Source organism: Streptomyces eurocidicus, from assembly GCF_002891295.1.
In the GTDB taxonomy this organism is placed as follows: domain Bacteria; phylum Actinomycetota; class Actinomycetes; order Streptomycetales; family Streptomycetaceae; genus Streptomyces; species Streptomyces eurocidicus.
Genome location: NZ_LGUI01000008.1, coordinates 67,300 through 93,515, shown reverse-complemented (window position 1 = coordinate 93,515; position 26,216 = coordinate 67,300). Strand labels below are relative to the sequence as shown.

The 26,216-nt window shown below is 72.0% G+C and carries 21 protein-coding genes and 3 pseudogenes; 4 read left to right on the top strand and 20 right to left on the bottom strand.

The window, feature by feature from the left end; genetic code table 11:
• Positions 1 to 221: 221 nt before the first annotated feature.
• From fahA to AF335_RS22455, 3 genes are all read left to right on the top strand, one after another.
• Positions 222 to 1,406: a fumarylacetoacetase gene (gene fahA / locus AF335_RS22465; protein WP_102920271.1), complete on the top strand. Its 1,185-nt coding sequence runs from the start codon at positions 222 to 224 to the stop codon at positions 1,404 to 1,406.
• A complete protein-coding gene (locus AF335_RS22460) occupies positions 1,403 to 2,086 on the top strand; it encodes a GOLPH3/VPS74 family protein (protein WP_102920270.1) in 684 nt (227 codons plus the stop codon). Before fahA ends, AF335_RS22460 begins: the two co-directional genes overlap by 4 nt.
• Before the next feature lie 117 nt (positions 2,087 to 2,203).
• Positions 2,204 to 2,704: a hypothetical protein gene (locus tag AF335_RS22455; RefSeq protein ID WP_102920269.1), complete on the top strand. Its 501-nt coding sequence runs from the start codon at positions 2,204 to 2,206 to the stop codon at positions 2,702 to 2,704.
• Positions 2,705 to 2,784: 80 nt separating this feature from the next.
• On the opposite strand, the gene nuoN is transcribed toward AF335_RS22455, so the two are convergent.
• The 16 genes and pseudogenes from nuoN to AF335_RS22385 all read right to left on the bottom strand — a co-directional run bounded on the left by nuoN (position 2,785) and on the right by AF335_RS22385 (position 18,767).
• Entirely contained in the window at positions 2,785 to 4,437 is a 1,653-nt protein-coding gene (gene nuoN / locus AF335_RS22450; protein ID WP_102920268.1) for an NADH-quinone oxidoreductase subunit NuoN, read from the bottom strand.
• Positions 4,434 to 6,047 (bottom strand): NADH-quinone oxidoreductase subunit M, encoded by a 1,614-nt coding sequence (locus tag AF335_RS22445; RefSeq protein WP_102920267.1) that lies wholly within the window; start codon positions 6,045 to 6,047, stop codon positions 4,434 to 4,436. Before AF335_RS22445 ends, nuoN begins: the two co-directional genes overlap by 4 nt.
• A 1-nt stretch (position 6,048) precedes the next feature.
• Positions 6,049 to 7,965 (bottom strand): NADH-quinone oxidoreductase subunit L, encoded by a 1,917-nt coding sequence (gene nuoL, locus AF335_RS22440; RefSeq protein ID WP_102920266.1) that lies wholly within the window; start codon positions 7,963 to 7,965, stop codon positions 6,049 to 6,051.
• A 12-nt stretch (positions 7,966 to 7,977) separates the two neighbouring features.
• Positions 7,978 to 8,277, bottom strand: coding sequence for an NADH-quinone oxidoreductase subunit NuoK (gene nuoK, locus AF335_RS22435; RefSeq protein ID WP_102920265.1), 300 nt, complete (start codon positions 8,275 to 8,277; stop codon positions 7,978 to 7,980).
• The gene (locus AF335_RS22430; RefSeq protein ID WP_102920264.1) at positions 8,274 to 9,095 is read right to left on the bottom strand and encodes an NADH-quinone oxidoreductase subunit J; all 822 of its coding nucleotides are present in this window, start codon (positions 9,093 to 9,095) and stop codon (positions 8,274 to 8,276) included. The genes nuoK and AF335_RS22430 overlap by 4 nt, the downstream gene beginning before the upstream one ends.
• Positions 9,092 to 9,676 (bottom strand): NADH-quinone oxidoreductase subunit NuoI, encoded by a 585-nt coding sequence (gene nuoI / locus AF335_RS22425; protein WP_244927126.1) that lies wholly within the window; start codon positions 9,674 to 9,676, stop codon positions 9,092 to 9,094. The genes AF335_RS22430 and nuoI overlap by 4 nt, the downstream gene beginning before the upstream one ends.
• Positions 9,669 to 11,000: an NADH-quinone oxidoreductase subunit NuoH gene (nuoH, locus tag AF335_RS22420; RefSeq protein WP_221505826.1), complete on the bottom strand. Its 1,332-nt coding sequence runs from the start codon at positions 10,998 to 11,000 to the stop codon at positions 9,669 to 9,671. The genes nuoI and nuoH overlap by 8 nt, the downstream gene beginning before the upstream one ends.
• 35 nt (positions 11,001 to 11,035) lie before the next feature.
• Complete coding sequence (locus AF335_RS36280) at positions 11,036 to 11,356, bottom strand: molybdopterin dinucleotide binding domain-containing protein (protein ID WP_280524641.1); 321 nt, start codon at positions 11,354 to 11,356, stop codon at positions 11,036 to 11,038.
• Between the two features lie 262 nt (positions 11,357 to 11,618).
• Positions 11,619 to 11,993, bottom strand: a pseudogene (locus AF335_RS36275) (NADH-quinone oxidoreductase subunit G); the annotation flags it as partial.
• Positions 11,927 to 13,489 (bottom strand): annotated as a pseudogene (locus tag AF335_RS36270) (NADH-quinone oxidoreductase subunit G); the annotation flags it as partial. The pseudogenes AF335_RS36275 and AF335_RS36270, both read right to left, overlap by 67 nt.
• Positions 13,490 to 13,533: 44 nt before the next feature.
• The gene (gene nuoF / locus AF335_RS22410) at positions 13,534 to 14,922 is read right to left on the bottom strand and encodes an NADH-quinone oxidoreductase subunit NuoF (RefSeq protein WP_102920262.1); all 1,389 of its coding nucleotides are present in this window, start codon (positions 14,920 to 14,922) and stop codon (positions 13,534 to 13,536) included.
• Positions 14,919 to 15,742: pseudogene (gene nuoE, locus AF335_RS22405) on the bottom strand (NADH-quinone oxidoreductase subunit NuoE). Before nuoE ends, nuoF begins: the two are co-directional and overlap by 4 nt.
• A gap of 17 nt (positions 15,743 to 15,759) precedes the next feature.
• Positions 15,760 to 17,082, bottom strand: a complete 1,323-nt coding sequence (locus AF335_RS22400; RefSeq protein ID WP_102920261.1) for an NADH-quinone oxidoreductase subunit D — start codon at positions 17,080 to 17,082, stop codon at positions 15,760 to 15,762.
• Positions 17,082 to 17,843: an NADH-quinone oxidoreductase subunit C gene (locus AF335_RS22395; RefSeq protein ID WP_102920260.1), complete on the bottom strand. Its 762-nt coding sequence runs from the start codon at positions 17,841 to 17,843 to the stop codon at positions 17,082 to 17,084. The genes AF335_RS22400 and AF335_RS22395 overlap by 1 nt, the downstream gene beginning before the upstream one ends.
• Positions 17,840 to 18,394: a NuoB/complex I 20 kDa subunit family protein gene (locus AF335_RS22390; RefSeq protein WP_102920259.1), complete on the bottom strand. Its 555-nt coding sequence runs from the start codon at positions 18,392 to 18,394 to the stop codon at positions 17,840 to 17,842. The genes AF335_RS22395 and AF335_RS22390 overlap by 4 nt, the downstream gene beginning before the upstream one ends.
• A 13-nt stretch (positions 18,395 to 18,407) precedes the next feature.
• The gene (locus AF335_RS22385) at positions 18,408 to 18,767 is read right to left on the bottom strand and encodes an NADH-quinone oxidoreductase subunit A (protein WP_058047631.1); all 360 of its coding nucleotides are present in this window, start codon (positions 18,765 to 18,767) and stop codon (positions 18,408 to 18,410) included.
• A gap of 728 nt (positions 18,768 to 19,495) precedes the next feature.
• Between AF335_RS22385 and AF335_RS22380 the strand changes: the two genes are divergently transcribed.
• Entirely contained in the window at positions 19,496 to 20,347 is an 852-nt protein-coding gene (locus AF335_RS22380) for a C40 family peptidase (protein WP_102920258.1), read from the top strand.
• A 91-nt stretch (positions 20,348 to 20,438) separates the two neighbouring features.
• Here the strand turns inward: AF335_RS22380 and AF335_RS22375 are convergent, their stop codons facing one another.
• The 4 genes from AF335_RS22375 to AF335_RS35170 form a co-directional block, all read right to left on the bottom strand.
• Entirely contained in the window at positions 20,439 to 21,071 is a 633-nt protein-coding gene (locus AF335_RS22375) for a hypothetical protein (RefSeq protein WP_102920257.1), read from the bottom strand.
• A 268-nt stretch (positions 21,072 to 21,339) separates the two neighbouring features.
• Positions 21,340 to 22,002, bottom strand: coding sequence for a hypothetical protein (locus AF335_RS22370; protein WP_102920256.1), 663 nt, complete (start codon positions 22,000 to 22,002; stop codon positions 21,340 to 21,342).
• Between the two features lie 156 nt (positions 22,003 to 22,158).
• A complete protein-coding gene (locus tag AF335_RS22365) occupies positions 22,159 to 23,442 on the bottom strand; it encodes a geranylgeranyl reductase family protein (RefSeq protein ID WP_102920255.1) in 1,284 nt (427 codons plus the stop codon).
• 155 nt (positions 23,443 to 23,597) lie between these two features.
• The gene (locus AF335_RS35170; RefSeq protein WP_102920254.1) at positions 23,598 to 25,910 is read right to left on the bottom strand and encodes a hypothetical protein; all 2,313 of its coding nucleotides are present in this window, start codon (positions 25,908 to 25,910) and stop codon (positions 23,598 to 23,600) included.
• Between the last annotated feature and the right edge of the window lie 306 nt (positions 25,911 to 26,216).

Below are 26,216 nucleotides of genomic sequence, written 5' to 3'. Positions count from 1 at the left end.
TTCGGGCGGGCGGGGCGCATTCGTCCGGGGACTCCCCGGAACGGGGTCGCGCAACCGGCGCGTCGCACTCCGGGCACGCCGGGCGCACCCGGCGGCGCCCGGTCGAAGAGGCGTCCGGCCACCCCTTGTCTGGCGGCCACCAGCACGTAATGTGGGCACGGGCCCGGCACCGGGGCCACCAGGCTCCCAGGAGCGTCCAGGAGAGAGCGAGGCTGCGTCCCATGTCCCAGCAGAGCCCCCGCGAGCTTGCCGAAGGCGACCCCTTCGGCGCGGCCACCCTCCCGTACGGCGTGTTCAGCACCCCCGACGCACCGGACCGCCGCCGGATCGGCGTCCGTTACGGCGACCGGGTGCTCGACGCCGCCGCCGCGGCCGCCGCCCACGGCTCCGCGCACGCCGCGCTGCTGGACCGGCCGACGCTCAACCCGCTGCTGGCCGCGGGCCGGCCCGTCTGGCAGGCGGTCCGCGCCGAGGTCCGCGACTGGCTGGCCGACGGCCCCCTGGTCCCGCTGGCGGACGTGACGCTGCACCTGCCGTTCGAGGTCGCCGACTACGTCGACTTCTACGCCAGCGAGCACCACGCCACCAACGTCGGCCGCATCTTCCGCCCGGACAGCGAGCCCCTCACGCCCAACTGGAAGCACCTGCCCATCGGTTACCACGGCCGCGCCGGTACGGTCGTGGTCTCCGGCACCGAGGTGGTCCGCCCCAGGGGCCAGCGCAAGGCCCCGGGCGACGCCGTCCCGTCCTTCGGCCCCTCGCTGCGCCTGGACATCGAGGCCGAGGTGGGCTTCGTCGTCGGCACCCCCGCGCCCGCGAACACCCCCGTCGCGCTCGACGACTTCCGGGCGCACGTCTTCGGCGTCTGCCTGGTCAACGACTGGTCGGCGCGCGACGTCCAGGCGTGGGAGTACGTCCCGCTCGGCCCGTTCCTCGGCAAGTCCTTCGCCACCTCCGTATCCGCGTGGATCACCCCGCTCGACGCCTTCGACGAGGCCCGCACCGCGCCGCCGGAGCGCACGTACCCGCTGCTGCCCTACCTCGACGACTCCGCCGCCGAGCCGGGCGGCATCGACCTGCGCATCGAGGTCACGATCAACGGCGAGACCGTCTCCCGGCCGCCGTTCGCCTCCATGTACTGGACGGCCGCCCAGCAGCTCGCCCATATGACGGTCAACGGCGCCTCCCTGCGCACCGGCGACTTCTACGCCTCCGGCACGGTCAGCGGCCCCGAGCCGGACCAGCGGGGCTGCCTGCTGGAGCTCACCGAGGGCAAGGGCCCCTACCTGGCGGACGGCGACGAGGTCACCCTCACCGCCTGGGCGCCCGGCCCCGGCGGCGCCCGGATCGGCCTCGGCGAGGTCACCGGCCGTGTCGTGCCCGCGCGGGAGACCGCCGCGTCATGACCCCGGACACCCCCGGCCTCACGCTGCCCGAGGAACTGCTGCTGCTCTGCTTCCATCCGGAGGACGGCCGGCGGCTGTGCACGCCGGGGGCCCTGGAGTACGGCGTGGCCGGCGCCGTGCTCGCCGAACTCCGGCTGCTCGGGCATGTGAACGAGCAGTACGGGCGACCGGTCGTGCTCTCCCCGGCCGGTCCGCGGGACCCGCTGCTGGCCATGGCCACGGCGAGCCTGCCCGCGGCCGGCGCCCGGGGCCCGAAGACGCACCGCTGGGTGCGCGAGGCGGCCCGGCACCTGGAAGAGCCCTGGCTGACGCGGCTGGTGAAGCTGCGGGCGCTGCGGGTGGACCGCCGGCGGTTCCTCGGCGTCTTCCCCTACAACCGCTACCCCGTGGGACCGGTCGATCTGACGACGTCGGTGCGGCAGCGCTTCGACGCGGCCCGGGTCGCGGGCTTCCCCGACACCCGCTCGCGCTCGCTGGCCGCCCTGGTCTCGGCGGCCGGCACGGCCGGGCGGCTGTACCCGGGCTGGGACATGCGGGCCGAGCGCAAGGCCATGCGGCGGCTCGTGGGCGCCGACTGGGCGGCCCAGGCGGTGCACCGCAATGTGCAACGGGACCGGGCGGACGGCGGCAGCGGCGGGGGCGACTCCGGTGGCGGTGACGGCGGGGGCGGCGGGGACTGAACCCGGGGCCGGGGCCGGGGCCGGGGCCGGGGGCCGGGGCTGAACACAAGGTTCCGGAGCCCGTGACCAAGGCTGCTAACTTGTCATGCCCAGATCCGCTTGGACGAAAGGGCGCACGTGCGCAAGGCAGTACAGATCACGGGGGCGGCGATCATCGCCGCTGTGCTGATGACCGGTTGCGGCAGCGAGAGCAAGAAGGGCGACGGCGACAAGCCCGCCCAGGCCACCCCGCCGGCCGACGCGCCGAAGGCGCCGAGCCAGGCACCGGCCGAGGCCCCGGCCGCGTCCGGCGGCGATGTCACGGCCGCCAAGCTCGCCGGCGGCTGGAAGAAGGGCAAGCTCGAGGACAACAGCTTCCTGGTGCTGTCCTTCGCGGGCAGGACCGCGATGCTCAGCGGCGCGGGCCAGTCCTGCACCGGCATGGTGAACGACTCCGCGAAGCCGGTGACCCTCGCCTTCAAGTGCAAGGAAGGCGCCCAGTACGCCTCCGGCACCGTCAAGCGCGCCGACGCCGCCTCCCTGACGGTGGCCTGGGCCTCCGGCACGGAGGACACCTTCAAGAAGGCCGTGGGCGTGGACGGCAAGCCGGCGGCCGGCCTCCCCGGCAAGCTCGGCTGAGCCACCCGCGGGAACGAACACCGCCGCCCGGCGCCCCTCCTCGGGGGGCGCCGGGCGGCGGTCTCGTACGGGGGCGCCGGTCAGCGGACGAACGTGCCCGCCTGGCCCGCGAGTTCCAGGAAGTACTGCGGCGCGACGCCGAGCACCACCGTCAGCGCGACGCCGACGGCGATGGCCGTGGAGGTCAGCGCGCTCGGCACGGCCACGGTCGGGCCGTCGGGCCTGGGCTCGCTGAAGAACATCAGCACGATCACCCGGACATAGAAGAACGCGGCGACCGCCGAGGACAGCACACCGACGATGACCAGCGGTGTCGCCCCGCTCTCGGCCGCGGCCTTGAAGACGGCGAACTTCCCGGCGAAGCCGCTGGTCAGCGGGATGCCCGCGAAGGCCAGCAGGAACACCGCGAAGACGGCTGCCACGAGCGGCGAACGGCGGCCGAGCCCGGCCCACTTCGACAGGTGTGTCGCCTCGCCGCCCGCGTCGCGGACGAGCGTCACCACGGCGAACGCGCCCAGCGTCACAAAGGCGTAGGTGACCAGATAGAAGAGGACGGAGGAGATCCCGTCCGGGCTCGCGGCCGTGACACCGGCGAGGAGGAACCCTGCGTGGGCGATGGAGGAGTAGGCCAGGAGCCGCTTCACATCGGTCTGGGTGACGGCCACGATCGCGCCCACCACCATGGTGACGATCGCGACGCCCCACATCACCGGCCGCCAGTCCCAGCGCAGACCGGGCAGGACCACATAGAGCAGCCGCAGCAGGGCGCCGAAGGCGGCGACCTTGGTGGCGGCGGCCATGAAGCCCGTGACGGGCGTGGGCGCCCCCTGATAGACGTCGGGCGTCCACATGTGGAACGGGACCGCGCCGACCTTGAAGAGCAGGCCCATCAGCACCAGCGCGCCGCCGATGAGCAGCAGGGCGTCGTTGCCCGATGTCGAGGCGAGCGCCGGATCGACGGACCGGGTGGTGCCGCTCACCACGTCGGCGATGCCCGCGTAGGAGACCGTGCCGGCGTAGCCGTACAGCAGCGCGACGCCGAAGAGCAGGAACGCCGAGGAGAACGCGCCGAGCAGGAAGTACTTGACCGCCGACTCCTGCGACATCAGCCGCTGCCTGCGGGCCAGCGCGCACAGCACGTACAGCGGGAGGGAGAAGACCTCCAGGGCGACGAACAGGGTCAGCAGGTCGTTCGCCGCGGGGAAGACGAGCATGCCGCCGACCGCGAAGAGCACCAGCGGGAACACCTCGGTGGTGGTGAAGCCCGCCTTGACCGCCTCCTGTTCGGCCTCGCCGCCCGGGACGGCGGCGCCCTGCGCGGCGAAGGAGTCGACGCGCCGGCCGTGCGCCGCCGGGTCCAGCCGCCGCTCGGCGAAGGTGAACACGGCGATCAGGGAGGCCAGCAGGAGGGTGCCCTGGAGGAAGAGCGCCGGGCCGTCGACGGCGACGGCGCCCATCGCGGCGATGTGCGCCTTGTCCGTGCCGTATCCCCCGGCGGCCAGGGCGATGACGGCGGCGAAGGCGGCGACCAGCCCGACGGTGGCCAGCAGCAGCTGCGCGGGGTAGCGGGTTCGCCGGGGAAGGAACGCTTCGACGAGAATGCCCAGGACGGCGGCGCCGAGCACGATCAGCGTCGGGGACAGCTGGGCGTACTCGATGTGCGGGGCCGGGATCTTCTGCGGCGCGTCGGCCGCGGCCGTCCACAGGCTGTGGACGGATGCTGCGGAACTCACTTCGCGGCCTCCGCTTCGTTCACAGGAACATCGGGCTTGGGGTCGGACTTCTCGACCTGGGACATCGTGTGGCCCACCGCGGGGTCGATGATCTCGGTCAGCGGCTTGGGGTAGACGCCGAGGAAGAGCAGCAGCGCGATCAGCGGGGCGACGACGACCAGCTCGCGCACCCGGAGGTCGGGCATCCCGCGCACGCCCTCCGTCACCGGCCCGGTCATGGTGCGCTGGTAGAGCACCAGGACGTAGAGCGCGGCGAGCACGATGCCCACCGTGGCGATGATCCCGGCCGCCGGATAGCGGCTGAACGTGCCGACCAGGACGAGGAATTCGGAGACGAAGGGCGCGAGCCCCGGCAGCGACAGGGTGGCCAGACCGCCTACGAGGAAGGTGCCGGCGAGGACCGGCGCGACCTTCTGGACGCCGCCGTAGTCCGCGATGAGCCGGGAGCCGCGGCGCGAGATCAGGAAGCCCGCGACCAGCATCAGCGCGGCCGTGGAGATCCCGTGGTTGACCATGTAGAGCGTCGCGCCGCCCTGGCCCTGGGTGGTCATCGCGAAGATGCCCAGCACGATGAAGCCGAAGTGCGAGATCGAGGCGTAGGCGACCAGGCGCTTGATGTCCCGCTGGCCCACCGCGAGCAGCGCGCCGTAGACGATGCTGACGAGCGCCAGGGCGACGATCACCGGGGTGGCCCATTTGGAGGCCCCGGGGAAGAGCTGGAGGCAGAAGCGGAGCATCGCGAAGGTGCCGACCTTGTCGACGACCGCGGTGATCAGGACGGCCACGGGCGCGGTGGCCTCGCCCATGGCGTTGGGCAGCCAGGTGTGCAGCGGCCACAGCGGCGCCTTCACCGCGAAGGCGAAGAAGAAGCCGAGGAACAGGGCCCGTTCGGTCACGGGGGGCAGCTCCAGCCGGCCGTCGACGCGGGCCTGGACGATCTCCTGGAGCGAGAAGGTGCCCGTGCCCAGCTGGTCGGCGGTGACCGCGTAGAGCCCGATGACGGCGGCCATCATGATCAGCCCGCCGGCCAGGTTGTAGAGCAGGAACTTCACCGCGGCGTAGCTGCGCTGGGCCGCGGTCTCCTCCTCGGACCGCTCCCCGGCCCGGTCGCCGAAGCCCCCGATGAGGAAGTACATCGGGATCAGCATGGCTTCGAAGAAGAGGTAGAAGAGGAAGACGTCGGTGGCCTCGAAGGAGATCACCACCATCGCCTCGACCATCAGGATCAGCGCGAAGAAGCCCTGGGTGGGCCGCCAGCGCCGGTTGGGCGAGGACCCTTCGAGGGGGTCGGCGTCATGCCAGCCCGCCAGCATCACAAAGGGGATCAGCAGCGCGGTCAGGGCGATGAGGACGACCGCGATGCCGTCCACGCCCAGTTCGTAGCGGACGCCGAAGTCCTTGATCCAGGCGTGCGACTCGGTGAGCTGGAAGGGCCCGGCCGCGTCCGGGTCGAAGCGCACCAGCTGGACCGCCGCGAGGACGAGCGTGGCGAGCGAGAAGCCCAGCGCGAGCCACTTCGCCGCGGCCCGCCGCGCGGCCGGGACCGCGGCGGTGGCGACCGCGCCGACGGCGGGCACCACGGCCGTGGCCGTCAGCAGGGGAAAAGACATATCAGACCGCCCTCATCAGCAGGGTCGCGGCGATGAGCAGCGCCGCACCGCCGAACATCGAGACGGCGTACGAGCGTGCGTAGCCGTTCTGCAGCCTGCGCATCCGGCCCGACAGGCCGCCGACGGAGGCCGCGGTGCCGTTGACGACGCCGTCGACCAGGGTGTGGTCGACATAGACCAGGCTGCGGGTGAGGTGCTCGCCGCCGCGCACCAGCACGACGTGGTTGAAGTCGTCCTGGAACAGGTCGCGGCGGGCGGCGCGGGTGAGCCCGCTGCCGCGCGGGGCGGTGACCGGGACGGGCCGCCTGCCGTACCGCGCCCAGGCGAGCGCGACGCCGAGGACCAGCACCACCATGGTGGCGGCGGTGACGGTGAGCGCGCTGACCGGCGGATTGCCGTGGGCATGGCCGGTGACGGGCTCCAGCCACTTCAGGAAGGTGTCGTTGATGCTGAACAGCCCGCCGGCGAAGACCGATCCGAAGGCCAGGATCACCATCGGGACCGTCATCGTCTTCGGCGACTCGTGCGGGTGCGGGGCGCCCGACCCCGCGGCGGAGCCGCTGTCGGATGCCGTCGGCTGCCAGCGCGGCTCACCGAAGAAGGTCATGATCATCACGCGTGTCATATAGAACGCGGTGATGCCCGCGCCCAGCAGGGCCGCGCCGCCGAGGATCCAGCCCTCCGTGCCGCCCTTGGCGAAGGCCGCCTCGATGATCTTGTCCTTGGAGAAGAAGCCGGAGAGGCCGGGGAAGCCGATGATGGCGAGATAGCCGAGGCCGAAGGTGACGAAGGTGACCGGCATGTACTTCCGCAGGCCGCCGTAACGCCGCATGTCGACCTCGTCGTTCATACCGTGCATCACGGAGCCCGCGCCCAGGAACAGCCCGGCCTTGAAGAAGCCGTGGGTGACCAGGTGCATGATCGCGAAGACATAGCCGACCGGGCCCAGCCCGGCGGCCAGGATCATGTACCCGATCTGGGACATCGTGGAGCCCGCGAGGGCCTTCTTGATGTCGTCCTTGGCACAACCGACGATCGCACCGAACAGGAGCGTGACCGCGCCGACCGTGACGACCGCGGCCTGCGCCGTGGGCGCCGCGTCGAAGACGGCCCCGGAGCGGGTGATCAGATAGACGCCGGCGGTCACCATCGTCGCCGCGTGGATGAGGGCCGAGACCGGGGTCGGGCCCTCCATCGCGTCACCGAGCCAGCTCTGCAGCGGCACCTGGGCCGACTTGCCGCAGGCCGCGAGCAGCAGCATCAGCCCGATGGCCGTCAGCTTGCCCTCGCCCGCCGCCTCCGCGCCGTCCAGGACCGGCCCGAAGGCGAAGGTGCCGAAGGTGGTGAACATCAGCATGATCGCGACGGACAGGCCCATGTCGCCGACGCGGTTGACGAGGAACGCCTTCTTCGCCGCCGTCGCCGCGCTCGGCTTGTGCTGCCAGAAGCCGATCAGCAGATACGAGGCGAGGCCGACGCCCTCCCAGCCCACGTACAGCAGGAGGTAGTTGTCGGCGACGACGAGCAGCAGCATCGCGGCGAGGAACAGATTGAGATAGCCGAAGAAGCGGCGGCGCCGCTCGTCGTGCTCCATATAGCCGACGGAGTAAAGGTGGATCAGCGTGCCCACGCCCGTGATCAGCAGGACGAAGGTCATGGACAGCTGGTCGAGCTGGAAGCCCACGTCGGCGCGGAAACCGCCGACCGGCACCCAGCTGAAGACCGTGGTCGTGAGCGTCCGGTCCTCGCCGCTCCGGCCGAGCATGTCCGCGAAGAGCACGACGCCGAGCCCGAAGGACACGGCGGCGAGCAGCGTGCCCACCCACGGCCCGGAGCGGTCCAGCCGCCGCCCGCCGCACAGCAGCACGGCGGCGCCGAGCAGCGGTGCGGCGACGAGCAATCCGATGAGGTTCTCCACGTCACCGTCCCCTTACAGCTTCAGCAGGTTCGCGTCGTCGACCGACGCCGAGTGGCGGGAACGGAAGATCGTCACGATGATCGCGAGACCGATGACGACCTCGGCCGCGGCCACCACCATCGTGAAGAACGCGATGATCTGGCCGTCCAGATTGCCGTGCAGCCGGGAGAAGGTGACGAACGCCAGATTGCAGGCGTTCAGCATCAGCTCGACGCACATGAAGACGACGATCGCGTTCCGCCGGATGAGCACACCGGTGGCGCCGATGGTGAACAGCAGGGCCGCCAGATAGAGGTAGTTGACCGGATTCACTTGCCGACTCCCTTCGCGTCCTCGCTACGGCCGTGCTCGCGCCACTCCTGCGCGCGCTGCTCCAGCGCGGCCAGCTCCTGGAGCGCCGCGCCCGAGACATCGCGGATCTGGCCGCGGGCGCGCAGGGTGGGATTGACGGTGAGCTCGGACGGGGTGCCGTCCGGCAGCAGGCCGGGGACGTCCACGGCGTTGTGCCGGGCGTAGACGCCGGGGGCGGGCAGCGGGGGGACCTGCCTGCCCGTCCGCACCCGGCGCTCGGAGAGCTCGCGCTGGGTGGCCGCGTGCTCGGTGCGCTCGCGGTGGGTGAGCACCATCGCCCCGACGGCCGCGGTGATCAGCAGGGCGCCGGTGATCTCGAAGGCGAAGACGTACTTGGTGAAGATGAGGGCGGCGAGGCCCTCCACATTGCCCCCGGAGTTGGCCCGGCCGAGGCCGGCGAACTCCTTCAGCGAGGCGTTCCCGATGCCGGCGATCAGCAGGATGCCGAAGCCCAGCGCGCAGAGCGCGGCCAGCCACCGCTGGCCCCTGATGGTCTCCTTGAGGGAGTCGGCGGCGGTGACGCCGACGAGCATGACCACGAAGAGGAAGAGCATCATGATCGCGCCGGTGTAGACCACGACCTGGACGATGCCCAGGAAATACGCCCCGTTGGCCAGGTAGAACACCGCTAGGACGATCATGGTGCCGGCCAGCGAGAGGGCGCTGTGCACGGACTTCTTCATCAGGACCGTGGCCAGCGCCCCGGCCACGGCGACGATCCCGAGGATCCAGAACTGGACCGCCTCGCCCGTGGAGGTGGCCGTGGCGGCGGTGTTCACGCGTCCGCCCCTTCCGCCGTGGGCGCGGGCGCCTCGCCCTCGGAGACGGCGGGCTGCCGGACCGTGCCCGGCGCCGCCTCCGAGACCAGGCCCCGGTAGTAGTCCTTCTCGGTCATGCCCGGGAAGATCGCGTGCGGTGTGTCGACCATGCCCTCCTCCAGGCCCGCGAGCAGCTCCTCCTTGGTGTAGATGAGCGATTCGCGGCTGGTGTCGGCCAGTTCGTACTCATTGGTCATCGTGAGCGCGCGGGTCGGGCACGCCTCCACGCACAGCCCGCACAGGATGCAGCGGAGGTAGTTGATCTGATAGACGCGGCCGTAGCGCTCGCCCGGGGAATAGCGCTCCTCCTCGGTGTTGTCCGCGCCCTCCACATAGATCGCGTCCGCCGGGCAGGCCCATGCGCACAGCTCACAGCCGATGCACTTCTCCAGGCCGTCCGGGTGGCGGTTGAGCTGGTGGCGGCCGTGGAAGCGCGGCGCCGTGTGCTTCTTCTCCTCCGGGTACTGCTCGGTCAGCCGCTTCTTGAACATGGCCTTGAAGGTCACGCCGAAGCCGGCCACGGGGTTCTGGAAGTCAGGCACCGTCAGCCCCCTCCTTTCCGTCTCGGGGACCGTCACTGACAGTATCGACGCCACCACTGACAATGAGCTCGCGGTCGTGCCGCGACCGCCGTCGCGGCACCGGTGGCAGGGTCTGACCGGGCAGCGGCGGCACGGGATAGCCGCCCGCCATGGGGTCGAACTCCCGCTCCCCGGCGGGCGCTTCCGGCTCCTCGCCCCGGCCGCGGAAGACGTCGGCCACGAACGACAGCAGCAGGACCGCCACCACGGCGCCACCGACGTAGAGCACGATCCGCTGGAAGTCGTAGTTCTCGTTCCGCAGCGCCCGTACGGCCGCGACGAGCATCAGCCACACCATCGAGATGGGGATGAGGACCTTCCACCCCAGCTTCATGAACTGGTCGTAGCGCAGCCGCGGCAGCGTGCCGCGCAGCCAGATGAAGAAGAACAGCAGCAGCTGGAGCTTGATCACGAACCATAGGAGCGGCCACCAGCCGTGGTTGGCGCCCTCCCAGAAGGCGGAGACCGGGTACGGCGCCCGCCAGCCGCCGAGGAACAGCGTCACCGCCACGGCCGAGACCGTGATCATGTTGACGTACTCGGCCAGCATGAACATCGCGAACTTGATGGACGAGTACTCGGTGTTGAAGCCGCCGACCAGGTCGCCCTCGGACTCCGGCAGGTCGAACGGCGCCCGGTTGGTCTCGCCCACCATCGCCACGATGTAGATCAGGAAGGAGACCGGCAGCAGCAGGACGTACCAGCGGTCGTGCTGCGCCGCCACGATCGCCGAGGTCGACATCGACCCGGAGTAGAGGAAGACGGCCGCGAAGGAGACGCCCATCGCGATCTCGTACGAGATCATCTGGGCGCACGAGCGCAGACCGCCGAGCAGCGGGTACGTCGACCCGGAGGACCAGCCCGCGAGCACGATGCCGTAGATGCCGACCGACGCGGTGGCGAGGATGTACAGCACGCCGATCGGCAGGTCGGTCAGCTGCATCGTGGTCCGGTGGCCGAAGATCGAGATCTCGTTGCCCGCCGGGCCGAAGGGGATCACGGCGATCGCCATGAAGGCGGGGATGGCCGCGACGACGGGGGCGAGGAGGTAGACCACCTTGTCCGCCCGCTTGACGATCACGTCCTCCTTCAGCATCAGCTTGATGCCGTCGGCGAGGGACTGGAGCATCCCCCAGGGCCCGTGCCGGTTGGGGCCGATGCGCAGCTGCATCCACGCGACGACCTTGCGCTCCCAGACGATCGAGAACAGCACGGTCACCATGACGAACGCGAAGCAGAAGACGGCCTTGACGACGACCAGCCACCACGGGTCGCGGCCGAACATCGACAGGTCCTCGGCGGCCAGTTGGTAAGCGTTCACTACCGCGCCTCCGGTGTCTCGGTTCCGGTGTCCTCGCCGGCGGCCGGGCCGATCCGTACGAGCTCACCCGGGCGGGTCCCCGTATCACCGGCGACGCCGCCGCCCACGGAGTTCAGCGGGAGCCACACCACCCGGTCCGGCATGGCGGTGATCCGCAGCGGCAGCCGGACCGTGCCCACCGGGCCGGTCACCGCGAGCGGCTCCCCGTCGCGCACCCCGGCCTCCGCGGCCGTGGTCGCGGACAGCCGGGCGAGCGCCTCGTGCCGGGTGCCGGCCAGCGCGTCGTCGCCCTCCTGGAGCCGGCCCAGGTCGAGCAGCATCCGGTGGCCCGCCAGCAGGGCCTCGCCCGGCCCGGCCGCGGGGCCGGGCGGTCCGGCTCGGCGGGGCGGCCGCGTGGGCGCCGCGCCACGGCCCGAGCCGGTCCAGCTCCGCCCGTACGGCGCCGGTGTCCGGCAGCGCCAGGCGTACGTCCATGGCGTCGGCCAGCATGTTCAGCACCCGGGCGTCCGGCGGCAGGGCGGCCCGGGCCAGGTGCTCGGGCCGGACGGCCGCCTCGAAGGGCCTCGCCCGGCCCTCCCAGTTCAGGAACGTGCCCGCCTTCTCGGCCACGGCGGCGACCGGCAGCACCACGTCCGCCCGGTCCGTCACCTCGCCGGGCCGCTGCTCCAGGCTGACGAGGAAGCCGATGGCGGCCAGCGCCTCGCGCGCCCGCCGCGGGTCCGGCAGGTCGGCGACCTCCACACCGCCCACGAGCAGGGCGCCCAGCTCGCCGCCGGCCGCGGCCTCGACGATCTGCCCGGTGTCCCGGCCGGTGCCGCGCGGGAGTTCGGCGACGCCCCAGGCGGCCGCCGTCTCCTCCCGCGCGCGCGGATCGGTGGCGGGCCGCCCGCCGGGCAGCAGCCCGGGCAGCGCCCCGCCTCCAGCGCGCCCCGCTCCCCGGCCCGGCGCGGGATCCACACCAGGGCCGCACCGGTCGCGGCGGAGGTGGCGAGCACGGCGGTCAGCACGCCCGGCGCACCGGCCGCCCGCTCACCGACGACGATCACCGCGCCCTCGCCGCGCAGCGCCCCGGCCGCCGCCTGCCCGGCCGCGTCCAGGCCGGTGCCGTCGGCCAGCGCCCGCAGCCAGGACGTCTCGGTGCCCGGCGCGGCCGGCAGCAGCGTGCCGCCCGCCTTCGTGAGACCGCGTGTGGCGTGCGTGGCCAGTGCGAAGACCCGCTGGCCGTGCTTGCGGTGCGCCTTACGGAGCCGCAGGAAGACGCCGGGCGCCTCCTCCTCCGCCTCGAAGCCGACCAGCAGCACCGCGGGCGCCTTCTCCAGCGCCGTGTACGTCACGCCCGTACCGTCGAGGTCCCGGCCGCGCCCCGCGACGTGGGCCGCCAGGAAGTCGGCCTCCTCACCGCTGTGCACCCGGGCCCGGAAGTCCACGTCATGGGTGGCCAGGGCCACCCGTGCGAACTTGGCGTAGGCGTAGGCGTCCTCGACGGTCAGCCTGCCGCCCGTCAGCACCCCGGCCCGGCCCCGCGCGGCGGCCAGTCCCCCGGCCGCGGCCGCCAGCGCCTCCGGCCAGCTCGCGGGCTCCAGCACGCCCTCCGCGCTCCGCACCAGCGGGGTGGTCAGCCGGTCCGGCCGCTGGGCGTAGCGGAAGCCGAAGCGCCCCTTGTCGCACACCCACTCCTCGTTGACCTCGGGGTCGTCGGCGGCCAGGCGGCGCAGCACCTTGCCGCGCCGGTGGTCCGTACGCGTGGCGCAGCCGCCCGCGCAGTGCTCGCACACCGACGGCGAGGAGACCAGGTCGAAGGGGCGGGAGCGGAACCGGTACGCCGCCGAGGTGAGCGCCCCGACCGGGCAGATCTGGATGGTGTTGCCCGAGAAGTACGACTCGAAGGGCACGTCCTGGCCGGTGCCGACCTGCTGGAGGGCGCCGCGCTCCAGCAGCTCGATCATCGGGTCGCCCGCGATCTGCTGGGAGAAGCGGGTGCAGCGCGCGCACAGCACGCACCGCTCGCGGTCCAGCAGCACCTGGGTGGAGATCGGCACCGGCTTCTCGAAGGTCCGCTTGCGGCCCTCGAAGCGGGTGTCGGCCTGCCCGGCGGACATCGCCTGGTTCTGCAGCGGGCACTCGCCGCCCTTGTCGCACACGGGGCAGTCGAGCGGGTGGTTGATGAGCAGCAGCTCCATCACCCCGCGCTGCGCCTTCTCGGCGACGGACGAGGTGAGCTGGGTGCGGACCACCATGCCGTCGGTGCAGGTGATGGTGCAGGAGGCCATCGGCTTGCGCTGGCCCTCGACCTCGACGATGCACTGCCGGCAGGCGCCCGCCGGGTCGAGCAGCGGGTGGTCGCAGAACCGCGGGATCTCGATGCCGAGCAACTCGGCGGCGCGGATGACCAGCGTCCCCTTGGGGACGGAGAGCGCGATGCCGTCGATGGTGACGGAGACGAGGTCCTCCGGCGGAACCACCTCGCCCCCTCCGGAGGGGGCAGACGTGGTGACTGTCATGCGTTCACCTCCAGGTGGAAGTTCTTCGGTCCGTCGGCCCACAGGGTCGACGCGGCCGGGTCGAAGGGGCAGCACCTGCCCGTGATGTGCCGCTCGTACTCGGCGCGGAAGTGCTGGAGGGAGGAGAGGATCGGCGCGGCGGCGCCGTCGCCCAGGGCGCAGAAGGACTTGCCGTTGATGTTGTCGGCGATGTCCGCGAGCTTGTCGAGGTCCGCCCGCCGGCCCTTGCCGTCCTCGATGTCGCGCAGCAACTGGACGAGCCAGTAGGTGCCTTCGCGGCAGGGGGTGCACTTCCCGCAGGACTCGTGCGCGTAGAACTCGGTCCAGCGGGTGACGGCCCGGACGACGCAGGTGGTCTCGTCGAAGCACTGGAGCGACTTGGTGCCGAGCAGCGAGCCTGCGGCGCCCACGCTGTCGAAGTCCAGCGGCACATCGAGGTGTTCCTCGGTGAACATGGGGCTGGAGGAGCCGCCGGGGGTCCAGAACTTCAGCCGGTGGCCGGGCCGGATGCCACCGCTCATGTCCAGCAGCTGGCGCAGGGTGATGCCCATGGGCGCCTCGTACTGGCCGGGGCGCGCGACGTGACCGGAGAGGGAGTAGAGGGTGAAGCCGGGGCACTTCTCGGTGCCCATCGACCGGAACCACTCCTTGCCCCGGTGCAGGATCGCGGGCACCGACGCGATGGACTCGACGTTGTTCACCACGGTGGGGCAGGCGTAGAGGCCCGCGACGGCGGGGAAGGGCGGCCGGAGCCGGGGCTGGCCGCGGCGCCCCTCCAGCGAGTCGAGGAGCGCGGTCTCCTCGCCGCAGATGTACGCGCCGGCCCCGGCGTGCACGGTCAGCTCCAGGTCCAGGCCCGAGCCCAGCACGTTCTTCCCGAGGTAGCCCGCCTCGTACGCCTCGCGGACGGCCTCGTGCAGCCTGCGCAGTACGGGCACGACCTCGCCCCGCAGATAGACGAAGGCCCGCTCCGAGCGGATGGCGTGACAGGCGATCACGATGCCCTCGATGAGGGAGTGCGGCGAGGCGAAGAGCAGCGGGATGTCCTTGCAGGCGCCCGGCTCCGACTCGTCGGCGTTGACGACGAGGTAGTGCGGTTTGCCGTCGCCCTGCGGGATGAACTGCCACTTCATCCCCGTCGGGAAGCCCGCGCCGCCGCGGCCGCGCAGCCCCGCGTCCTTCACATAGGCGATCACCTCGTCGGGGGGCATCGCCAGCGCCCTGCGCGCCCCCGCGTAGCCGTCGTGCCGCAGATAGGTCTCCAGGGTCCAGGACCGGGGCTCGTCCCAGTGCGCGCTCAGCACGGGCGCGAGCAGCTTCTCGGGGCCGGCCTCCGCCCCCGCCTGCGGCCTGGGGGTGCCCTCGTTCGCGGGTGCCATGGTCATCCCTCCCCCTCCTCGCCGGCCGGCCCGGCGGGGTGCCCCGGGTCGGCGGACGGCGTCTGCCGCGGCGCGTCGTGCGAGCCGGGGTGCTCCGCGGGGCCGGTGCCGGCGTCCGCGCTCCCGCCCGGCGGCGCGCCGCGCGGCGGGCCCACCCGGGCCGGGCCGGTCTCCCCTTGGCCAGCCGCAGCCCCGCCAGGGACGCGGGCCCGGCCCCGCCGCTCGCCTCGACCGCGCCGGGCCGCTCGTCGGGGAAGCCCGCCAGGATGCGGGCCGTCTCCCGGTACGTGCACAGGGGCGCCCCGCGCGTGGGCGAGGCCGGGCGGCCGGCGCGCAGCCCGTCGACGAGCGCGATGGCGCTCTCCACCGTCTGGTTGTCGAAGAACTCCCAGTTGACCATCACCACGGGCGCGAAGTCGCAGGCCGCGTTGCACTCGACGTGTTCGAGGGTGACCTTGCCGTCGGTGGTGGTGCCGCCGTTGCCGACGCCGAGGTGGCGCTTGAGGCCGTCGAAGATGGCGTCGCCGCCCATGACCGCGCACAGGGTGTTGGTGCAGACCCCGACCTGGTAGTCGCCGCCCGCCTCGCGCCGGTACATGGTGTAGAAGGTGGCGACCGCCGTCACCTCCGCGACGGTCAGGCCCAGGACCTCGGCGCAGTAGCGGATGCCTGTCCGGGTGACGTACCCCTCCTCCGCCTGGACCAGGTGGAGCAGCGGCAGAAGCGCGCTCCGGTCGTCGGGATAGCGGCCGATCACCTCCTTGGCGTCCCCGTCGAGCCGGGCCCGTACGTCGGCCGGATAGTCGGGCGCGGGAAGCCGGGGCATTCCCAGCTGGACATCACTCACCGGTCGACGCCTCCCATCACGGGGTCGATGGACGCCACCGCCACGATGACGTCGGCGACCTGGCCGCCCTCGCACATCGCCGCCATGGCCTGGAGGTTGGTGAAGGACGGGTCGCGGAAGTGGACCCGGTACGGGCGGGTGCCGCCGTCGCTGACGACGTGCACGCCCAGCTCGCCCTTGGGTGACTCGACCGCCGCGTACGCCTGTCCGGGCGGCACCCGGAAGCCCTCCGTCACCAGCTTGAAGTGGTGGATCAGGGCCTCCATGGAGGTGCCCATGATCTTCTTGATGTGGTCGAGGGAGTTGCCGAGCCCGTCCGGCCCCAGGGCCAGCTGCGCGGGCCAGGCGATCTTCTTGTCGGCCACCATGACCGGGCCGGGCGCCAGCCGGTCCAGACACTGCTCGACGATCCGCAGGGACTGCCGCATCTCCTCCAGGCGGATGAGGAACCGCCCGTAGGCATCACAGGTGTCGGCGGTCGGGACGTCGAACTCGTAGGTGCCGTAGCCGCAGTAGGGCTGGGCCTTGCGCAGGTCGTGCGGCAGGCCCGCGGCGCGCAGCACCGGGCCGGTCGCGCCGAGCGAGAGGCAGCCGGCGAGGTCCAGGTAACCGACGTCCTGCATCCGGCCCTTGAAGATCGGGTTGCCGGTGGCGAGTTTGTCGTACTCGGGGAGGTTCCGGCGCATCTTCTTGACGCATTCGCGCACCGCGTCCACCGCGCCCGGCGGCAGGTCCTGCGCGAGCCCGCCGGGCCGGATGTACGCGTGGTTCATCCGCAGGCCGGTGATCAGCTCGTAGAGGTCCAGGATCATCTCGCGGTCCCGGAAGCCGTAGATCATGATCGTGGTGGCGCCGAGCTCCATCCCGCCGGTCGCGATGCAGACCAGATGGGAGGAGAGACGGTTCAGCTCCATCAGCATCACGCGGACGACCGTGGCCCGGTCGGGGATCTGCTCCTCGATGCCGAGCAGCTTCTCCACGCCCAGGCAGTACGCCGTCTCGTTGTAGAACGAGGTGAGGTAGTCCATGCGCGTGACGAAGGTGGTGCCCTGCGTCCAGTTGCGGTATTCGAGGTTCTTCTCGATACCGGTGTGGAGATAGCCGATGCCGCAGCGGGCCTCGGTGACGGTCTCGCCGTCGATCTCCAGGATGAGCCGGAGCACACCGTGGGTGGAGGGGTGCTGCGGGCCCATATTGACGATGATCCGCTCGTCGTCGGCCCGCTGGGCCGCCGCCGCGATCTCGTCCCAGTCGCCGCCGGTGACGGTGTAGACGGTGCCCTCGGTGGTGTCGCGGGGGCTCGCATGGGATGTGCTCATCAGGTGTACGACCTCCGCTGGTCCGGAGCCGGGATCCGGGCGCCCTTGTATTCGACGGGGATGCCGCCGAGGGGGTAGTCCTTGCGCTGCGGGAAGCCCTGCCAGTCGTCCGGCATCATGATCCGCGTCAGTGCCGGGTGGCCGTCGAAGACGATGCCGAAGAAGTCGTACGTCTCGCGCTCGTGCCAGTCGTTGGTGGGGTAGACGTCGACGACCGACGGCAGGTGCGGATCGGCGTCGGGGACCCCGACCTCCAGCCTGATCAGCCTGTTGTGGGTGAGCGAGCGCAGGTGGTAGACGGCGTGCAGCTCGCGTCCCTTGTCCTCGGGGAAGTGCACTCCGCTGACGCCCGTGCACAGCTCGAAGCGGAGCGCCGGGTCGTCGCGGAGGGTGCGGGCGACGCGCGGCAGGTGCTCGCGGGCGATGTGGAAGGTGATCTCACCGCGGTCGACGACCGTCTTCTCGACGGCGTTCGACGGGACGAGGCCCTGCTCCTCCAGGGCGCCCTCCAGTTCGTCGGCCACCTCGTCGAACCAGCCGCCGTAAGGGCGCGAGGTGTCGCCCGGCAGCCTTACGGTCCGGACGAGGCCGCCGTAGCCGGAGGTGTCCCCGCCGTTCCGGGCGCCGAACATGCCGTGCTGGACGCGGATGGCCTCGCCTTGGTCGCCGCGCTGGCCGGGCAGGCCCTGGGCGTTGACGTCCTCGCCGGGACCGGGGCCGTTCCCCGGGGTGTCGTTCGGGGTGCTCTTGGGGTCGCTCACCGCAGCAGGCCCTTCATCTCGATCAGGGGCCGCGCGGCCAGGGCCGCCTCCTCGGCCTCGCGGGCCGCCGCCTCGCGGTTCACGCCGAGCTTCTCGCCCCGGATCTTGCTGTGCAGCTTCAGGATCGCGTCCATCAGCATCTCGGGGCGCGGCGGGCAGCCGGGCAGATAGATGTCGACCGGCACGATGTGGTCGACGCCCTGGACGATCGCGTAGTTGTTGAACATGCCTCCGCTGGAGGCGCAGACGCCCATGGAGATGACCCATTTGGGGTTGGGCATCTGGTCGTAGACCTGCCGCAGCACGGGCGCCATCTTCTGGCTGACCCGGCCCGCCACGATCATCAGATCGGCCTGGCGCGGGGAGCCCCGGAAGACCTCCATGCCGAAGCGGGCCAGGTCGTAGCGGCCCGCGCCGGTCGTCATCATCTCGATGGCGCAGCAGGCCAGTCCGAAGGTGGCCGGGAAGACGGAGGACTTGCGCACCCAGCCGGCGGCCTGTTCGACCGTGGTCAGCGCGAAGCCGCTCGGCAGTTTCTCCTCGAGTCCCATTGAGTGGTGCCCCCTAGTCCCATTCCAGGCCGCCGCGGCGCCAGACGTAGGCGTAGGCGACGAAGACGGTGAGCACGAAGAGCAGCATCTCCACGAGCCCGAAGAGCCCCAGGGCGTCGAAGGTGACGGCCCAGGGGTAGAGGAAGACGATCTCGATGTCGAAGACGATGAAGAGCATCGCCGTCAGGTAGTACTTGATCGGGAAGCGCCCGCCGCCGGCGGGCTGCGGGGTGGGCTCGATGCCGCACTCGTAGGCTTCGAGCTTGGCGCGGTTGTACCGCTTGGGCCCGATGAGCGAGGCCATGACCACGGAGAAGATCGCGAAGCCTGCCCCGAGGGCTCCCAGTACGAGGATGGGCGCGTAGGCGTTCACCGCTCCTCGCTCCTTCCAGTCGACGCTGACTGCCGGCTTGCCGGACCCCGGCGGGCGCACCGCCCTCTGGGAGCTCGCGGGCGATCGTCGCGAAGATCACCCATATGTGAGGCAGTTCACAAGCCCGGGTCGCACGCATCCTATGCCCGTCGGCCTGTGATCTGCGACACGGGGTGCGCCACCGTGTTTGTGATCTCCACCACCTGACGAACGATCATCAAGTCGGATGAGCGGCGATCTTCGTACGCGAAGCGCCCGAGTGATCACCAGAGGTGACATTTCAGGGCTCTGGCGCAGGTGGCGGGCGTGCGCCCCTATCAAGAGATGCCACGTGCACACAAATTCGCCTTACGGACCGTCAAGTGATAAAGAACGGCCGTTCGCTGAGCCGGTGACAGCCGCCGGCCACTCCCGGGCACCGGTTCGCGACCCGGTTCACGAGCGCACTCCAGGGACGGGCGGGGCGTGAGCTGCGCCACGCGGGAAGAGGTTCGGGAGACGGATTCCCTGGGTAGCCTCGACACGTGAGCCGCAAGAGTGATAGAGCGGCCAGTGATCCCTTTCGGCGGCCAAACACCGTGCTGAGGCGCCTGTTGACGATCGGCGACCCGCCCGGGGCCGTGACGTCCCCGTGATCAAATGCCCGAATTTTCGGCGCGTACATGCTAATTGTGGCGCACGTCACTTTTGTTGAACTCAACCAGCGCGTACTGGTAGTCCGTTGTTCCATGTCCCCCAACGCGCATATAACCAGCCACCGGAAGCCCCGTCGTACGGCCACCCAGTCGTGGGTCGTCCGCACTGGTGTCGCCGGTGGCGTCCTCAGCACTCTGGCCGTGGCGGGTGCCGGTTCCGCCACCGCCGCCGAGAAGCCCGTCGAGTCGACCATGGAGATGCCGGCGGTCAACGCGACCCTGGCCACCTCCATCGCGCAGAGCGCGGCGGCCACCCAGCAGACCGCCTTCGACTACACGGTCCGCGCGGAGCAGGACAAGGCGGCCGACACGGCCCGCGACGCCGCCAAGAAGGCCAAGCAGGAGGCCGACCGCAAGGCCGAGGCCGAGAAGAAGGCCGCGGAGGCCCAGGAGAAGCGCGACGCCGAGGAGGCCCGCGCCTCCCGTGCCACCGAGCGCAAGAGCCTCAGCGCCAAGTCCGCCGCGAGCACCTCCGAGGACGCCGCCGCGGCCGCCTCCACGTCGACCGGCTCGAAGTCGTCGAACGCCACCGGCAGCGCCGCGACCCTGGTCTCCTTCCTCCAGGCGCAGGTCGGCAAGGCGTATGTGATGGGCAGCACCGGCCCGTCCTCGTACGACTGCTCCGGCCTGGTCATGGCCGCGTACAGCCAGATCGGCATCGACCTGCCGCGCGTCTCGCAGGACCAGTCGACCGCGGGCACCCAGGTCTCGCTGAGCAACCTCCAGGTCGGCGACGTCCTCTACTGGGGCGCCGCGGGCAGCGCGTACCACGTCGGCGTCTACATCGGCGGCGGCAAGTTCATCGGCGCGCAGAACCCCAGCACCGGCGTGGTCGAGCGCGACCTCAGCTACTCCCCGCCCACGGGTGCCGTCCGCGTCATGTGACCCACCCCGCACCGGCATCACCGGAGGCCGCCGCTCCCACCGCTCGGGACGGCGGCCTCCGGTGTGTCCGGCCGCGGCGCCCGGCGGCCCGTCAGCGCGGGCAGGGGTTGCCCATGTCGGCGAGGCAGAGGTCCCGCGCGCCGGGCCGCGCGTCGGCGAAGCCCTGGTTGTTGTGGACGTGGATGTCGTCGTCTCCCCCGTCGCCGAAGATCTGGCCGGAGCGGGTGAGGGTGCCGCGGACGACGATCCGGTCGTCCCCCTCGCCGCCGTCCACCAGCCCTGACACCTCGACACCGTCCGCGAACCGGATGGTGTCGTTCCCTTCGTCGCCGTGCAGACCGGCGCGAGGCGCCTCCTCGCCGCCCGGCAGGGCCAGCAGGGTGTCATCGCCCCGCCCGCCCCGGACGTCGCCCTCCACGGGCCCGGTGAGCGTCAGGACGTCGGCGCCGCCGAGCCCGTCGACGACGTGCCCCGCCGCCACCGAGGAGCACTCGATCCGGTCCGCGGACTCGGTACCCAGGACGTCGGGCCCCGGCTGGAGGATGCCGTCGACCGTGCAGACCGTCGGGCCGCCGGCCGGGGCCGGCGCGGCGGACGGGGCGACCGCCAGGGCCAGCAGCGCCGTCAGGGCGGGCGCCGCGACGAGGGCGGCGCGCCGGAGCGCGGCCCTGACGGCTCGTGCGGTGTCTCTCCTGGCGTGCGGCACGGCCACCGCCCCCTTCACCCTCGGCTCCCCGGAAGCGGCTCCGGAGCCCCCGGAGGCCCGGCCGCCCCCGGAGCCTCCCCGGAAGCCGCCCCCTCAAAGCGATATATACGCCACACAAAGGGGTGAACCGGGGCAGGGAACCGCCCGCCGTGCGGGGGCTGTTCGCACGGCGGGCGGGGTTATGTGGCGGCGGCCAGCCGCCGGTCTTCCGCTGTGCAAACGGTCTCCTCTCCGGTCGGGCCGACAGGGGGTCCATGGAGCCCGGAAGGGGCGCGGGACAGGGGGATCAGGACTCGCAGTTGTCCGGGAGGTTGCCCGAGAGCACGACGCAGTGGTCGGTGCCCGGGCCGCCGTCCACCGTGCCCTCGTTGTCCCCTACTCGGATGTCGTCGTTGTCCTCGTTGCCCTCGACCAGTCCCTGAACCACCACGGAGCTTTCCACGTCGATCACGTCGTCGCCCTTGGCGCCGCGGAGGTCGGTCCTCGACCCCATGGTGGCGCCCTTGTAGACGAGGATGCGGTCCTTGTCCTGACCGCCGCGCACGGCTCCGAGCACCTTGCCGCTGATGTCGAACCCGTCCTGGTCCCCCTGTCCGTCGATCTCGCCGCGGTCGGTCAGCTCGGCGGTGCTCTCCAGCGCGACGCGGTCGTTGCCGTCGCCCATGCGGATCCGGCCGTCCACCGGCCCGGTGAGGATGAACGTGTCGTCGCCCCCCATGGAGTCGACGACGGTCACCGCGTCGACGGACGAGCAGACGATGTCGTCGGCGCCCGCGGTGCCGTTGATGGCCGGGCCCATCTGAGTGACGCCGTTGACCTCGCAGGACGACGCCGCGTGCGCCGGGGTCGCCAGGGCGACGGCGGACAGGGACAGCGCCGCCGCCGCGGCGAGCCGCCCGGCGCGGCGGCGGGAGTCACGGAGGGAAGGACGGTGCGCGGCGTGCGGCATGAACGGATTCCCTTCACGAGAGAGCCGCCCCGCCCCGAGCGGGAGCGGACTCACCTCGTTACTTCCGTAAAGCCAACACGCCGAAACAGGACGAAAGTTGCCCGAAAGGGTGAATCTCTTGGCGAAACGTCCCGCCGCCCCCTCCGGCCTGGCCTCTCAGGAGCGCGGAGCCACCTTGCTCAGCCCGTTGATGATGCGGTCCATCGCGTCGCCGCCCGTCGGGTCGGTCAGGTTGGCCAGCATCTTCAGCGAGAACTTCATCAGCAGCGGATGCGTCAGACCGCGCTCGGTGGCCAGCTTCATGATCTTCGGGTTGCCGATGAGCTTCACAAAGGCGCGGCCGAGCGTGTAGTAGCCGCCGTAGGTGTCCTTGAGGATCTTCGGGTAGCGCTGGAGGGCCAGCTCGCGCTGGGCGTACGAGGCGCGGGCGTGCGCCTGGGTGATGACGTCCGCGGCGATCTGCCCGGACTCCATGGCGTACGCGATGCCCTCGCCGTTGAAGGGGTTGACCAGGCCGCCCGCGTCGCCGACGAGCAACAGCCCGCGCGTGTAGTGCGGCTGGCGGTTGAAGGCCATCGGCAGGGCGGCGCCGCGGATCGGGCCGGTCATGTTCTCCGGGGTGTAGCCCCAGTCCTCGGGCATCGAGGCGCACCACGCCTTGAGGACCTCGCGCCAGTCCAGCTCCTTGAAGGAGTCGGAGGTGTTGAGGACGCCGAGCCCGACGTTGCTCGTGCCGTCGCCCATGCCGAAGATCCAGCCGTAGCCGGGCAGCAGCCGGTCCTGCGGGCCGCGCCGGTCCCACAGCTCCAGCCACGACTCCAGATAGTCGTCGTCGTGGCGCGGCGAGGTGAAGTACGTGCGCACGGCCACGCCCATCGGGCGGTCGTCGCGCCGGTGCAGGCCCATGGCGAGCGACAGCCGCGTGGAGTTGCCGTCGGCGGCCACGACGAGCGGGGCGTGGAAGGTGACCGGGGTCTTCTCCTCGCCGAGCTTCGCGTGGACGCCGGTGACGCGGCCGGTGCGGTCGTCGATGACCGGCGCGCCCACGTTGCAGCGCTCGTACAGCCGGGCGCCGGCCTTCTCGGCGTTCCGGGCGAGCTGCTCGTCGAAGTCGTCGCGCTTGCGGACCAGTCCGTAGTCCGGGAAGGAGGCGAGCTCCGGCCAGTCGAGCTGGAGGCGGACGCCGCCGCCGATGATGCGCAGGCCCTTGTTGCGCAGCCAGCCGGCTTCCTCGGAGATGTCGATGCCCATCGCGACGAGCTGCTTGGTGGCGCGCGGCGTCAGGCCGTCACCGCAGACCTTCTCGCGGGGGAACGCCGTCTTCTCCAGCAGCAGGACGTCGAGGCCCGCCTTCGCCAGGTAATAGGCGGTGGTGGAGCCGGCCGGGCCGGCCCCGACGACGATCACATCTGCGCTGTGTTCGGTAGGGGACTCGGTCACGGTGGGGACTCCCGTAGCTCGGCGGTGTGCGTGCGCCGGTCAGGCCGGGCACCGGACATGAGAAGTCTATGGGGGCGGATACGGCGAAGTGAGAAGGGTCGCCCATGCCGTACCCGCCCCGGTGGGTCACGGCCGGGCCGTGACCCGCCGACAGGTCACTCGTGGTCGACGGACCAGTGCTCCAGGGCCTGGTCGAAGACCTTCCGCCCGCCGGACCAGCGGTCGTCGTAGCCCTGGTAGAACACGGCGTACTCGGTGCCGGACTCCGTCACGTACGCCTGGTCGACGGCGTGCATCGTGCGGCCGGTGCCCTTCTCGGTCCAGGTGAACTCCCAGCGGGCGCCGGGGCGGCCCTGGAAGGTGTTCCGGTCCAGGGCGACCCGCTTGTAGTCCGGCTTCTTCCCGACGGTCTTCTCCAGCTCGCCGAAGTGGTCGTACGAGCTCTGCCCGCCGCTCTTGAGCACGCCCACCCGGAGGAACGCGTCGCCGTTGGGGGACGCGTAGTCGATCTGGCCGCCGCCCTTGTCGTCCCGGCGCCAGGCGCCCGGGATCGCCATGCTGAAGCCCTGCGGGTCGCTGACCTTCTCGAAACCGCCCGGGAGCACGACCGGTTCGGAGGGGGAGCCGGAGGGCGTGGGAGAGGCGCTGTCGGAGGGGCTCGCCGACGGGCTGTCGGAAGGGCTCGCGGAGGGCGACGCGGAGGGGCTCGCCGAAGGCGACGGGAGGGGGGAGGTGGAGGGCGCGGGCGACGGCGGCGCCTCGAACGGCGCCGGGTCGAGGTTCTTGTCCTCCTGCGTGGCGGCCTTGTCGTGCTTGCCGTCCTTGCCCCGGGTGAGCAGGACGCCGCCGGCCACCGAGCCGCCGACCAGGAAGGCCGCCAGGGCGATCGCCACCCACTTCAGGGAGCGGCCGCCGGGGGCGGGCGGGGCCGCCGGCAGCGTGGTGAAGCCGGTGCCGGGGCCGGTGCGGTGCAGCGACGGGGGCGTGGGGGTGGGAGCCGTGCCGAACGCGGCGGGCGTGCCGGGCGCAGGGGTGGCGGGCGCGGGGGGCGCGGAGGGTACGAACGGCGCGGGCGGCGCCGGGGGCGTGACGGGCAGCGGGGGCGCCGCCGGGGCACCGGGGAAGGGCTGCGCCGCCGGGGTGCCCGGGAAGGACCGCGGTATCGGCGGTACGGAGTAGCCGGGCGCGAGCCCGGGTGCGAGCCCGGCGAATCCGCCGGGGCCCGTGGGCCGGGACGTACGGAAGAGGAACGCGGCCGCCAGCACCGCGCCCGCCGTCCACAGGATCCCGAAGAGCAGCAGCTCGCCCTGGTCCGCCCCGTACTCCATGTCCATCGAGCGGGTGCGGCCGAAGCCGAAGGTGGTGCCCGCGGACATGTTCATCGAGAAGCCGGCGACGAAGGCCAGCAGCCAGAAGGAGGCGAGGAAGAAGCCGCCGGCCAGCGCCTGTTCGCGCCGGTCCGCGGAGCGCCGCGCCACCAGCGCGGCCAGGATCAGGGCGCAGACCACGCCGCCGGCCAGCGCGCCCGCCTGCGCCCAGCCACCGGCGGCGTGCCCGAGCTCGGAGAGGCCGAAGCCGCCGGTCTCCCGGGCGTCGTGGTCGCTCACGGTGGCTTCGAGGTCGGCGCCCCACGCCAGACCGAGGGCCATGAGGCCCATGTTGACCAGGAACAGCAGCGAGGGCGCCAGGGTCCAGTCCGCGCCGTCGTCCGCGTGCGCCGCGAGGACGACGAACGACACCAGGCCGCCCAGGGCCGCCGACAGCCCGAGGGCGCGCAGGGCCGTGCCGAACGCCCTCATGACCAGCTGTCCGCCGGCGCCCAGACGCGCGGCGAGCTCGTCGCGGCAGAGCACCGCGCCGCTCACCGCGCCCGCCAGCGCGCAGCCGAACAGGGCGGCGAGGACCGGGGTCGTGGAGACCGACAGGCCGTCGAGGTCGGGCTGGCCGATGAGGCCGAGTACGAGCACCACCGCCGCGCTCAGCAGCGCGATCCGCAGGGTGTCCTCCGCGCCGCCGCCGGCGCCCGGCGGGCGGGTGCGGCGCAGCCGGCGCGCGCCGAAGGCCAGGGCCGCCGCCCACAGCAGCGTCACCGTCAGGGGCCACGCGGACACCGAGCCGTTGCCCTTGAGGAAGAGGGTGACGAGCCCGCCGCCGCGCTTCGTCTCGAAGTCGAGGGTGCCGCCGAGGCCCTGCATCAGGACCGCGAGCGCGCTCTGGAAGCGGTCGCTCCAGGTGTGCAGCCCCACCATCGAGTAGGAGTCGGGGGCCGGGATCGACGCGAGGAGCGCGAGGACGAGCAGCAGGCCGGTCGGCCACAGCACGGCCTGTGCCGCACCGGCCCAGCCGCCGCCGAAGGCGCGCCGCAGGAAGAGCGCGGCGGGCCCGGGCGCGGGCGCGTGCCCCGGGGTGAACGGAGGGGGGCCGCCGGGTACGGGTGGCTGATCCGGTCTCGGGGGGCCGGGGGGCATGGCCGGGGCGGCTTGGGCGGCGCTCCGGGCGGCGCCTTGGGCAGCGGGAGCCGTCGCCGGTTCCGCGAGTTCGTGCCCGCACTTCATACAGAAGCGCGCGTCCGCGGTGGACGCGACACCACAGGCAGGACAGGACGACGGCATAGGGCGCTCCGGGGCTCGGGCAATGTCGTGCGGTGGGGGGAGCATGATCGTATCGACTTGGCGCGCCCTGCCCATGACAACCGCCGGAGGGCTACCGCCCCTCGCCCCGCAAGCCGCTCCAAACCGCCACAAGCCTCACAGGACCCGTCCGGCCCCGTCCGC

Coding starts and splice junctions, on each gene's coding strand:
- AF335_RS36280 (WP_280524641.1), bottom strand. CDS start 11,356: ATGCTGCTCGACCTGGGCCGGCTCCAGGAGGGCGACGACGCGCTGGCC.
- nuoH (WP_221505826.1), bottom strand. CDS start 11,000: ATGTTCGGCCGCGACCCGTGGTGGCTGGTCGTCGTCAAGGCCGTCTTC.
- fahA (WP_102920271.1), top strand. CDS start 222: ATGTCCCAGCAGAGCCCCCGCGAGCTTGCCGAAGGCGACCCCTTCGGC.
- AF335_RS22370 (WP_102920256.1), bottom strand. CDS start 22,002: ATGCCGCACGCCGCGCACCGTCCTTCCCTCCGTGACTCCCGCCGCCGC.
- AF335_RS22445 (WP_102920267.1), bottom strand. CDS start 6,047: ATGTCTTTTCCCCTGCTGACGGCCACGGCCGTGGTGCCCGCCGTCGGC.
- nuoF (WP_102920262.1), bottom strand. CDS start 14,922: ATGACCATGGCACCCGCGAACGAGGGCACCCCCAGGCCGCAGGCGGGG.
- AF335_RS22400 (WP_102920261.1), bottom strand. CDS start 17,082: ATGAGCACATCCCATGCGAGCCCCCGCGACACCACCGAGGGCACCGTC.
- AF335_RS22460 (WP_102920270.1), top strand. CDS start 1,403: ATGACCCCGGACACCCCCGGCCTCACGCTGCCCGAGGAACTGCTGCTG.
- AF335_RS35170 (WP_102920254.1), bottom strand. CDS start 25,910: ATGCCCCCCGGCCCCCCGAGACCGGATCAGCCACCCGTACCCGGCGGC.
- AF335_RS22390 (WP_102920259.1), bottom strand. CDS start 18,394: ATGGGACTCGAGGAGAAACTGCCGAGCGGCTTCGCGCTGACCACGGTC.
- AF335_RS22380 (WP_102920258.1), top strand. CDS start 19,496: ATGTCCCCCAACGCGCATATAACCAGCCACCGGAAGCCCCGTCGTACG.